We start from the raw sequence: 11,263 nt of genomic DNA on the forward strand, positions 1-11,263 counted from the left end.
TCCCACCTGCCGAGTTCGCCGCCCGCTACACTGCCGCCCAGATGTGACTTGCCCCGCGGTCCGCTTGATTGGGTTCACTCCAGCTCATTGCTCCGCAAATGGCTGACGGCCGAACAGGAACAGGGCGATGCTGCTTTCCCTGGCCAGGGAAAGCAGCATCTGACTCCGGAACAACAAGAGATCCGACGGCTCCGCAAAGAAAATGAAACCCTGCGCCAGGAGCGAGAAATTTTAAAAAAAGCCGCCGCCTTCTTTGCCCGGGAAACCACACGCTGAGGTACCGTTTACCGTCCGCAGTACCGCCTGGACGTGCTGTGTCGCGTGCTGGAGGTCTCGGTGAGTGGATACCGCAGTTGGCGAAGAAGGCCTGTCTCCAACCAACAGCAAGGGGATGCGCTGCTGGAGCAGCGCATCCAAGAGATTCACCAGCGCCGCAAAGGGCGCTACGGAGCCCCGCGCATTCATGCCGAGCTGCGCGCGGAAGGTGTGCAGATTTCCAGGAAGCGCGTCGCTCGCCTGATGCGTGCCGGAGGTCTGCGGGCTAGAGGCAAACGGCGCTGGGTGCGCACCACGGACAGTGTCCATTCTTTTTCGATCTGCCCGAATCTCCTGGACCGTCAGCTCAACGTCCAGCAGCCTAACGAGGTCTGGGCTTCCGATCTCACGTTCGTTCCGACGAGAGAAGGCTGGCTGTACCTGGCGGTGACCCTCGATCTGCATTCGCGCGCGGTGGTGGGCTATGCCATGGACGCTCAGATGCCTGCGGCTCTGCCGCTGGCTGCCCTCCAGATGGCCGTGCAGCGTCACTGTCCAGCGCCTGGTCTGCTTCATCACAGCGATCGAGGAAGTCAATACGCCAGCCGGATTTTTCAGGAAGCATTGGCCCGCAAGCGGGCCAAAGGAAGCATGAGTAGAAAGGGAGATTGCTGGGACAATGCTGTCGTGGAGAGCTTTTTCAGCTCCCTGAAAAGGGAGCTGTTCGAGGACAATATCTTCGAGAGCCGCACCGTTGCCCGACAGGCCATCTTCGAATACATCGAGGTCTTCTACAACCGACAGCGCCGTCACTCCACCCTGGGCTACTTGACGCCTCACGAGTTCGAACGCCAAGCTAAAGCCGCTTAACCTCAACTACGCAATAGCGGGGCAGCCCCATCGGTTCATGGTTCTCAATATCACCGGGGCAGTGTGGCAGCCATCGTGCCGGGCGTGGGACAGATTTGTGGAGTGCCCCTGTCGGGGGTGGGGCGCACGTTCACGGGCGGCGGGCCGCCTGAGGTTCAGATGGCCCGCCGCCCCGTTCAGCAGACGGTTACGGCGACTCGCCCGTGGCCTGCGCCACGGCCGCGATCAGGTCTTCCTTTCCCCGCGCGGCCGCGGCCAGCCGTTCGACCGCCGCCGGTGACAGCGCCATGAGTTTCTCCAGCGCCTCGCCGTGGAGGGCGCGGCCCAGCTTGACCCGCAGGACGCTGCGGATCATGCCCAGCGATTCTTCCCGGCTGAGGGGCAGCAACATCGGCTGAGGTTCCGGGGCCGCCTTGCCCCTGGGCCGGGACGCCCGGGGCCCTGGCGTGGACACCGGGGGAGCGTACTTCTCGGGGTTCCGGACCGCGTCCACCATCGTCGCTCCCAGCGAGCGGGGCCTGAACCCCTCGGCCAGTCGGGCCCGCATCGCGCTGGCCGCCTCGCGGATGCGCTCGGGATGTTCGGTGACCAGGCTCTCGGCCACCGGGCGGGCGACCTGCATGTCGGTGAGCAGCTTCACCAGCTCGGGGTCGGCCTCGCCCTCGAAGGCGTAGGTGATGCGGGTGCCGTCGCCCGAGCCCTCATAGGCCACGTCGCGCAGGTACTTTGCCGCGATCAGGTGGGCGTGGGCCCCGTCGAGGGTCCGTTTGACGTTGTTGGACCGCTGGCCGCTCAGCCCGGTGGCCTCACGCCACGCGGCCATGATGACCGGCAGCTCGCGCGCAAGCGAGCCATCGTCCCCGACCCGGTGGGCCTGCAGCACCCGGTACAGGCTGCGCGCGGTGGGCTGTTTCAGGTCGCCCAGCAGCTCGGCGTCAAGAATCTGGTAGAAGCCCTCGCGAATCGACTGCGCGAAGTGGCGCGAGAAGGTCACGCGCAACGGAGCGCCCGCCTCGATGGTGCCGCCCTCTCCGCTGGCACTCAGGCTGGTGTCGCGCACCGAGATGCGGTCGATCAGGCGGGTGGTCTCGGTGGTCCCCCGGTAGCGCCCCCCCGACGGCCGGGACACGCGCGTCAGCCAGCTCACTCCCTCCAGCCGCAGCAGGCTGTCGCGCAGCCGGCTGTAGGCGTTTCCCCGGGTGCCCATCGGGGTGAGCTTGAGCAGCGCGTAGGCCGTGCACTCCACCGTGTCATCGTCGGGACATCCCGCGTCGAAGAACAGGGTCTGCAGGGCGAGCAGCACGTCCGGATCCACCCCATGCGGCCGGCCGCGCGCAGCCATACCCTGCACGTAGAAATTGCGGTCGCCGATGCTGAACGTCGTTTCCCAGCTCTGGTCGTTTCCACCTTCGCGGTTGAGGATGCTGAACACCCCGGAACGCGCCAGGGTGAGCTCATTGATCAACGATTCGCTGCCCTGGTGCATGATTGATGATTATAGTGATTTAAAAGATATAAAAAAAGATTGATTGCATCATCAAGGAACCGCTGCGGACCTGCGCTGGGTGCGGGTTTGCAGCCCCTATTGACTCAAAGGTAGCGTGCTTTCTGGCCCGTTTCGACTCAAAGGTAGCGTGCTTTTCGCCCCCTCTTGACTCAAAGGTAGCGAGGGTTCGACTCAAAGGTAGCGTGCTTTTCTGCCCCTGAAAACTCAAAGGTAGCGACAGGCCCGGGGGCCCCGTGACTCAAAGGTAGCGTGCCCGGTTCCGTGATCGGCCGGGCCTTTGACTCAAAGGTAGCGATAGTCATGATCTGCTGTCTGGCACGGGAAATATCGCCCCCTGACTCAAAGGTAGCGATGGCTCTGACTCAAAGGTAGCGATACCATGGTGCCGCTGGGGAAGAGACGGAGAAACCTTGGGCTGGAAGGTGGGTTCATATGGACTCGCGTGATCTGAGGATCGCCGGCCGGGGTGGCCATGACCGGTCGCGCTCGCCCCGCTGTGGGGGCGCGGGCATAACCTGGATCAGCCGTTGACCCTGCCCAATGGTGGAGCGCGGCGGCTCACGCTGCGCGTCTCCGGTGAAATCGGCAAGGACTCCTTGACCCGGCACCTGATTCTCCAGGTTGACCACTTGCAGTTCACCGACCTGATCGCCATGCGCAAACCAGAGCGGAGCGGAAGCCGGGCACCACTGAGGCGTCGCTCCCGGGGAGGCGGATCCGGAGAGAAGCACACAGACGGAGGCGGCTCAGAGAGATCAGGGGCGGGGTGACGGCCGCTTGACACCCTGCAGGCTTCACCCTACCTTTAACCCACACCCTTTTTTCTCACCTGCCCATCTCTTCCTGTGCCCCACCGCATACGGGTGCTGGCCCAGGTCCAGATTCTGGAGGATTCACCGTGAAGAAGGCACTTCTGAGCACCCTGCTCGCCACCTCGGCCCTCCTGTCTTCCGCCGGTGCCGCCACGCTGGTCTTCGGCGGCAACGGCGAACCCATCAGCCTGGAACCGGCCAACGTCACCGACGGCATCAGCATTCTGGTGCAGCTCCAGATCTACGACACCCTGGTGGGGTTCAAGAAGGGCACCACCGACCTCGTGCCGGCCCTGGCCACCTCATGGGTGCCCAACGCCAATTCGACGGCCTGGACCTTCAAGCTGCGCCCGGGCGTGAAGTTCCATGACGGCACCCCGGTCAACGCCGACGCCATCGTGTTCAACCTCAGCCGCTGGTGGGACAAGAGCCACCCCTACGGCTTCCGCGACCAGGGCCGCACCTTCGAGATCATCGGCGACCTGCTCGGCGGCTTCAAGGGTGACCCCACCGCCGTCATCAAGAACATCGTCAAGGTGGATAACCTGACCGTACGGGTAGACCTGAACAAGTCCAGTACCGTGTTGCCGCAGGTGCTCGCCGCCGGCTACTTTGGCATCGCGTCCCCCACCGCCATCAAGAAGGAGGGCGCCAAGTACGGCACGCCCGCGAGCAAGCCCGTCGGCTCGGGCCCCTTCATCTTCCAGAGCTGGCGCACCGGTGACCGCGTGATCCTGGCCCCCAACAAGACGTACTGGGGCGAGAAGCCCAAGGTGGACCAGCTGGTCATCCGGAATATCAAAGACCCGTCGCAGCGCCTGAATGAAGTGAAAGCAGGGACCATTGACTTCGCGAGTGATCTGACCCCGGACAGCCTCAAGAGCATCCAGGCCGACAAGAATCTGGTGGCGATCAAGCGCCCCAGCTTCAACGTGGGCTTCGTCAGCATGAACAACAACAACCAGTACCTGAAAAACCAGAAGGTGCGTCAGGCCGTCTCCATGGCGATCAACACCAAAGCCATTGCGGGTGCGTTCTGGAATGGGCTCGCGGTCAGCGATGCCAGCTTCGTGCCGCCGGTCCTGGCCTGGGCCAACAGCAGCAAGGTGCCGGCCGACTACAAGTTTGACCCGGCCGCCGCCAAGAAGATGCTCGCCGAGGCCGGCTACCCCAACGGCTTCTCGATCGACCTGTGGTACATGCCGGTCAGCCGTCCGTACTTCCCCAACCCCAAACCCATCGCCGAGGCGATCGCCGCCGACCTCTCGGCCATCGGCATCAAGGTCAACCTCAAGACCGAGGACTGGGCCAAGTACCTGGAGGACCGCAACGCCACCCCCGGCTTCGACATGTACATGATCGGCTGGATCGGCGACTACGGCGACCCGGACAACTTCTACGGTGCGTACTACGGCGAGAACGGCAGCAGCGACATCGGCTGGAACCCGCCCGAGTTGCAGAAGCTGCTGGAACAGGGCCGCGCCGCGACCACCCAGGCGGCCAAGGCCAAGATCTACAGCCAGATTCACGAGATGACCTACAACGCGGCGTACCGCGTGCCGATCGCCCACAGCCAGCCGCTCGCGGTCGCCCAGACCTACGTCAAGGGCTGGACCCCCAGCCCGCTGGGCATCGAGTCCTTCAACACCATCAGCATCGCCGGCAAGAAGTAACCGCGACAACATGGAGGATCAGGGTCAACTGATCGTCTCCGAGCGACGTCAATCCTGATCACCAGCATCCAGTACGGTGCTGAGCGGAAGCGCGAGACGTCCGCAGGCGGCTGAATTCCCGCCGAGGGAACTGTGGTGTGGGCAGGTCGGGTCGCCGAGAGGGAACGGCCGGGCCACGCCACCCGGGCGGGAGCCGTCAGGTGCTGGCTCCGGACGGCGCGGCTTCGAAGTCGTACCTGCAGTGGAGGTCGACCGCGTTCACCTGCTCGCCGTTGTCGAGGACGTACCGGCTTCCCTCGACCGAGCGGATCATGACGAGCGCCCGGGTTTTCTTGTGCCGCCACAGGGCGCTGGGCCGCAGGCGACCCTCGGCGGCGACGGGCATGTCGCCCGCGGTGGCCGGGCGCCCCGCGTTCCTGACCTCGGGTGCCCGGCCGGGAAGCGGCGCGCCGTTCAGTGCCGGACTGACGGGCGGCCGGCTGTGGACGTCGTACTTGTCGGGGTGGTGCAGGACGTCGGCGAGCAGCGCCGTCCACCGCCGGACCGGGCGCCCGCGGCGTTCGCCGTCCTGCCGGACCTCGCGCGCGCGCGCCAGACACGGCCGCACCTGCTCGCCCAGCGTGCGGGCGAACGTCGCGGCGCTGCCGCGGCTCAGTCCCTCGCCCCGCAGCAGCGCCACCAGCCCGGCGTCGGGGCCCACGTCGGTGATCACCAGTTGCCGGCCCGTGATCTGCACTCCGCCGACGTGGCCCGCGGTCTGGAGCGCGACCGCCAGGGTGAGCAGGGAGCGCCGCGCGTTGTCGCTCCGGCCCGGCAACCCGAGCAGCGCGCAGGTGGCGGCCACCGGCAGCCGCCATCCGGTCTCGCCGTCCATGCCGGGCACGCGGCCCAGGGTCTTCAGGACCCCGTACAGGGCCAGAGCGCCGTTCGGGACGTCCGCCCGGCGCGCGGGACGCGCCCGGGCCCCGCGCAGCTGAGCGGCGAGGTCAGGGCCCAGCTCGACGTGCAACTCACCGTCCGGGGCCTGGCCCGCCCAGGACACCAGCGTGAACGCCGGGGGCAGGCCCAGCGCCGAGGGAGCCCGGGTCACGGTGTAGCGCGCGGCCGCCAGGCGGTCCAGGGCAGCGAACAGCGCGGCGTGCTGGCGGCCACCCGCCCCGAACTGCGCGGCCCGCAGCAGCGTGGGAACGCCCAGGCGCACCTGCCCGTCGTCGGCGGCGTGGGCGAGCAGGGCGAGCAGCACGCGCAGGTCGGCGCCGTGGGGCAGGCTCAGGGGACTGGCGGCGGTGTAGGCGAGCGAGACCCGGCCGAGGACCACGTCGACGCTCCGGAAGGTGGGGGCGCTGGAGCGGGCCGCGCCCACCGGCGCGAGCGACATCAGGGGAAGCACGTGATCGACCTGCATACCGTCATCCTGGCAGGGGGGGGAAAGAGGCCTTTTTTCTGGGCTGTGTCTTTGTCTTTTAAAAGAAAGACAGACAAGAAAACAGACAAGGGTCGAGGACGGCATGGGGAAAAGGCTGTTCCGGACGACGTTTTGGTGATGTTCAGCCCTCATCCGAGACGCGGCGCTCCTCACGGCTCCAGGGCGCGGCTCCTGAACCGACCCATGTCTGTCCTCCGGATTGCCGCGGGGGCCCCCGGGACCTCCTCATTGGAGACGGCCGCGGCCGCCCGGGGCAACATGCGCGGTGGACGCGGTCCAGGCTGCACGCTCCTCATCGGAGACACGGCGGACTCCTCAAGCGAGACACGGAGTGCGTCGGCCTGCCCGGGCGGTGGGTTCGCGGTCCAGCGGCCCGAACTTGGGAAGTCGTGGCCGTGGATGCGGGAACGGACGGCCACCGGGGAAGGGGAGAGGTGGGTTCACCGAACACCCCGGTGCGCGGGCCTCATGATCAGAACAGTCCTGGGCAGCGCGTTCGTGGAACTTCCACCATCAATGTCGACACACACGTGCTTCAGGCCCATCACTGTGGGCTGGGTTTCCGTTCATGCGGACATAGAGTGCGCACGCGGATGTCTGGGGCCGGCCGGTACCCCCTGGGCACCGGAAGCCGGCTGCGGGCGGCACACCTCAGGACAGGGCCGCCGGCCGTGTGCCGCGGGGACTTTTCACGCTCCACGGGGAGGAAGCCGCACCGGTGCGGGCGCGGCGCCTTCACGCGGCGAAGGGGGCCGTTCAAGACGTCTTGATCTGCGGAGCTGGGGCGCTGACCGTTTCGCGTGAACCCCCCCATGCCAGTGTGCTGTGTGGGGGTCAGACCCGCGCTGACCCCGAGGAGGATCTATGGAAAACGACGTTCCCCGGTGCGCCCCCCCGGGTCTCTCGATTCTCGGCCGGCTGCTGGCCGAGGTCTCCACGCCGCCGGTGGCGCTGCTCGCTCCCGGTGCCGAGGTCTCCAGCCGCACCGAGCATCTGGCCGTGTACGGCCTCGACGCGCAGCGCTACGCCATCACCCGGCGGGAGTACGTGGACGGCCAGGAGCAGGCCTGTACCGTGCACCTCTATCAGGACGCCGACCGGGTGCGGCAGGCGCTGCTTGGCAGCCCGCTGGAACGCGCCCTGTGCCGCCTGTCTCCGTTGCATGTCGTGGAGGATTACCGCATCGCTGAACTGGAGGACAGCGTCGCAGACGTTCGGTGTTCTACCTGGTCGGCCGTCCTGTACGGTCAGGCGCTTCCATACGAGGAGCCCGACCAGAGACACAACGACTGGGGGTACGGCCGCGACTGGGAAGGGGTCATGCTTGGAGGCAAGGCGCCGGAAGACTTCTTCTCACTCCAGGAGTTGCGCAGACACCTCGAGGAAGTGCTCGGGACGCCCGGTGCATCCTGTGAAAGGTCTGCCTATTCTCCCGGTTCCTGCGAGGAATTTGAAGACGAGCTGAAGTACTACCAGGAAATCCGGGAGTTCGACGAGTGCATGGGTGAGTGTGCACGCGTCTGGTGGCATTGGCAGCAGCAGGAGGCCCTGCGGTTGATCTGGACCCTGAGGCTCGCCGGTCCGGCTCCCGCCCGGCGCTGAGCGGGCGGCACGGGGTGGGCGGCGGCTGAGGTTCGCCGCCCATCTGCATGTGGGGTACAGAGAACGGGCACGTCGGTGCGGTCGGTGCAGACGGCGGCGCGGGCGCAGTGTTCGGGAAAGGGGGGCACGGTCCAGGGCGCCCACGCCCGGCACCGGCGTCTTTCATGGGGTGCCGGCACGCTGCCCAGCGCCTGTGCCCGCAGGACGGCGCCGTTTCGCCATGCAGACCCGCGCCGTCACCCCTGGTCCGGCAGCCGCGCGTTCACACCACCCTTCGCCCTGAGGTTCGCACCACACTTCCACAAGACCCGCGCCGTCCACGCCTGCGGTTCAGGGTGCCGAAAGACACCACGAAAACAGATTCACCGCTCTGCACGTTCATTCACGATGGCGTCTCCTGCACTTTCGTTCACGGTGTCATTGCGGCGCTTCGGTTCACGGCGTCGTCTGCTGCACTTTCGTTCACGGTGTCATTCCTACGCTTCGGTTCACGGTGTCATCTGCACACGCCGCACCCGGGAGACAGGTGCGGCGGCACCGTGACCGCGGCATCCCCACGCCCTCAGGTGAAGAGCAACGCTCACGCAGCGGTGTGGGCTCGAATCACGAGGCGCCGGCCCTGTTTTGAGCCGCTCGCCCGGTCGATGCTCCAGCCTCATGATCAGAACAGTCCTGGGCATCGCCTGTGCCGAAATGCCACCGTCAACACCGGCGCACACGCCTTCCAGGCCCAGCATTGTGGGCTGGGTTTCCGTCTATGCGGACATGGGCCGCCGGGGGCGCAGTCTGGGGCCCTCAGCGGCCCCGCGGATTCCGGATCGACACGAGGGAAGGCGCGGACGGAACGGTCTTGGTGCCGGGCCACCGCTGTGCGCATGCCCCGAAGCAGGACTGCTGCATCCACGCCACGACCCACGCCGCATCAACCCGGCCGAGACCGGTGGGCGAACACCGGTTCGTGATGCACCGTGCAGCGCACACGCCGGGCGCCCAGCGGCGATCACACACCAGCGTGCCGGCGTGTCGGTGCACACCCACGCGTGGAAGCGACGGCGCAACGCCACGTGCCGGAGCGACCGTGCACACGTTCGAACACGGTGCACGAACAACGCGTGTGCCCGGCGCGGCATCAGCAGCGCACGCACAGGCCCGTGCGCGGCGATGATCGGCAGCGCGGGGCCCGGGCCGAGCGTGAGGTTGGCCCGGGCGGCGCGCGCGGGCGCGCGGGCGGGTGAGCAGGGCGTCGAAGGCGGCCAGGGCCGCGTGGGGACCGTCCGGAGCGCAGCCGGGCAGCGCCGCGCCGCGCACCGCGTCGTATCCGCCGCCGGGCGCGAGCGTGGCACGTTCACGCCAGCCGGCGGCGGTGTGCTCGAGAATCTGCCAGCCGGCGCCGTCGGCCACGGCCACGCGCCGCGCGCCGGAGCGCTGCTCGGCGGCGGCCGGCAGCGCGCCGGGCGGGGAGCACGGGGCACTGTGCGGGGCACTGTGCGGGGCACCGGGCGGGGCAAACAGGGGCGTGGAGAGGGCAAGCGGGCCGGGGCGGGTGGGCAACGAAACGCCCGGAACGCGCGTGGGCGGCGTTCCGGGAGGGGTGGGAGGCTGGGTCAAGGCGTCTCTTTTCGGGGAGCGAGGGGGCGGGGGATGCGGGGGGTTACCACACTGCGTTGAGGACCAGGGATCCGAAGGTGGGGTCGTCCTGACGGCCGACGCCGATGCCGACATATCCGGAACCCTGATACATCATGTTTTTGCAGTGTGGGGGGCTGTTGAGGAATCCGCGGATGGCCTCGTACGCGAGTTCGTCGGGCGGCATCAGGTTGACCATGTTGCCGGCCCTGACGTTTTCTGCCCCGCCGGTGGTGATGCGGGCACCGGCGAGGTTCAGGCGGTCGCCAACGGTCACGCCGGTGAAGCCGGGCTTGCCGGGGATCTGGGTGTGGGTCAAGCCGTTCCCGACGGCGACCATGTTCACGGTGAGGTAGTTGGCGTGCATGTGCGCGGCGTAGTGCACGTGGCTCTCGAAGCTCAGGGCCGGCACGCCGCCGTGGTCGCGCGCCCACAGCGCCTCGGCGCAGGCGTTGTAGTAGATGCTGTAGCCGCGCGGGTCGGTGGTGCTGCCGCGCAGGGTGCCGCGCGTGCGCAACTCGTTGAGGTAGTTCAGGGCGGCGACCTCGGTGTCGCTGGGCGTCAGTGCGCCGCCGTCAGCGGCGGTGCACGGCGCGGCGCTGGGAAACGCCGCCGGACACGCGGGGTTGACGCCGCCGGCCACCGGACCGCTGGGCGCGGTGGCGGGAGGGGTGCCGCCCGCGCTGAGGTCGGTGCCGGGAGGAAAGCCCACCGAGAGGTCGCCGCACGCCGCCAGGGACAGGCTCAGCGCGCCGAGGAACAGGATCTTCAGGGGTGTTTTCATGGAGCCTCCTCCTGCGGGGGGGACCAGACGGACGCGGCGCGCCGAGCGGTCTTTATTGAATGGGTTGTTCCGCAGGACGCCTTCCAGCTTAGGCAAAGATCCCGCCGCTGTCAGGCAGATATGGGGCGCTGCGCCAGAGCCCTGTTGTTTCACGGTCTTTTGACCACTGACTCTGGGCCCATGCCGGGGTTACCCGGCCACGCCCCCTTCAGTACCGCCCGAACACCTGGACCCAGTTGTGGTCGTACACCGGCACGTCGCGCGGACCGTTGGCCGGAGCGGTGGGCGCGGCGCTGAGCGTGTGGCCGACTTCCGGCGAGGTGTCGTCGGGGTCGGTCAGGTTGCGGCCGTGCCCGGGACTGCGACAACGCCGAGGCGGCGAGCGCGGCGGCCCGGAGGGCTCCGACGGTCGCGCGTCCCTGAAAGCACATGCCCGCGCGCAGGTCGGCGCCGTTGATGGTGCCGCGGGTGCGCAGTTCGTTGGTCAGCGCGAGCACCTCGCGGGCCTCGGCGTTCCATGACGCTTCGGGGCCGGACCGCGTGCGGAGACTGGGCATGAGAGCGGGACCTCGGAGGAACGGGGGAAGCGCGGGGTGGTGGCAGCCGGCGGCGGGCAGTCCTGGAGTCCAGGGCAGGGACCAGGGACACCTCAGAAGGTGCCTGGACCTTCAGGAGGAGGGCGCGGAAGTGACGTGGCCACCGGACCAG

General features: G+C 67.7%; 5 protein-coding genes and 1 pseudogene. 3 read left to right on the forward strand and 3 right to left on the reverse strand.

Going from position 1 to position 11,263, the window contains the following annotated elements:
- Nucleotides 1-78: 78 nt before the first annotated feature.
- A pseudogene (locus IEY21_RS13070) lies at nucleotides 79-1,125 on the forward strand (IS3 family transposase); the annotation flags it as partial.
- Nucleotides 1,126-1,312: 187 nt separating this feature from the next.
- On the opposite strand, the gene IEY21_RS13075 reads toward IEY21_RS13070, so the two are convergent.
- On the reverse strand, nucleotides 1,313-2,611 hold the full coding sequence (locus IEY21_RS13075; protein ID WP_188904796.1) for a replication initiator protein A: 1,299 nt from the start codon (nucleotides 2,609-2,611) through the stop codon (nucleotides 1,313-1,315).
- Nucleotides 2,612-3,530: 919 nt separating this feature from the next.
- Between IEY21_RS13075 and IEY21_RS13080 the strand changes: the two genes are divergently transcribed.
- A complete protein-coding gene (locus IEY21_RS13080) occupies nucleotides 3,531-5,117 on the forward strand; it encodes an ABC transporter substrate-binding protein (protein WP_188904797.1) in 1,587 nt (528 codons plus the stop codon).
- Between the two features lie 196 nt (nucleotides 5,118-5,313).
- Here IEY21_RS13080 and IEY21_RS13085 read toward each other — a convergent pair whose 3' ends face one another.
- On the reverse strand, nucleotides 5,314-6,522 hold the full coding sequence (locus IEY21_RS13085) for a hypothetical protein (RefSeq protein WP_188904798.1): 1,209 nt from the start codon (nucleotides 6,520-6,522) through the stop codon (nucleotides 5,314-5,316).
- A gap of 885 nt (nucleotides 6,523-7,407) precedes the next feature.
- Here IEY21_RS13085 and IEY21_RS13090 point away from each other — a divergent pair.
- The gene (locus IEY21_RS13090; RefSeq protein WP_188904799.1) at nucleotides 7,408-8,145 is read left to right on the forward strand and encodes a hypothetical protein; all 738 of its coding nucleotides are present in this window, start codon (nucleotides 7,408-7,410) and stop codon (nucleotides 8,143-8,145) included.
- A gap of 1,651 nt (nucleotides 8,146-9,796) precedes the next feature.
- Here IEY21_RS13090 and IEY21_RS13095 read toward each other — a convergent pair.
- Entirely contained in the window at nucleotides 9,797-10,555 is a 759-nt protein-coding gene (locus IEY21_RS13095; protein WP_188904800.1) for a CAP domain-containing protein, read from the reverse strand.
- Nucleotides 10,556-11,263: the final 708 nt, after the last annotated feature.

The sequence above is a fragment of the Deinococcus aerophilus genome (assembly GCF_014647075.1).
In the GTDB taxonomy this organism is placed as follows: Bacteria; Deinococcota; Deinococci; order Deinococcales; family Deinococcaceae; genus Deinococcus; species Deinococcus aerophilus.

Bases quoted from the DNA above. Each gene is read 5' to 3' on its own strand.
- IEY21_RS13095 (WP_188904800.1), bottom strand. From the start codon at position 10,555: ATGAAAACACCCCTGAAGATCCTGTTCCTCGGCGCGCTGAGCCTGTCC.
- IEY21_RS13075 (WP_188904796.1), bottom strand. From the start codon at position 2,611: ATGCACCAGGGCAGCGAATCGTTGATCAATGAGCTCACCCTGGCGCGT.
- IEY21_RS13085 (WP_188904798.1), bottom strand. From the start codon at position 6,522: ATGCAGGTCGATCACGTGCTTCCCCTGATGTCGCTCGCGCCGGTGGGC.
- IEY21_RS13090 (WP_188904799.1), top strand. From the start codon at position 7,408: ATGGAAAACGACGTTCCCCGGTGCGCCCCCCCGGGTCTCTCGATTCTC.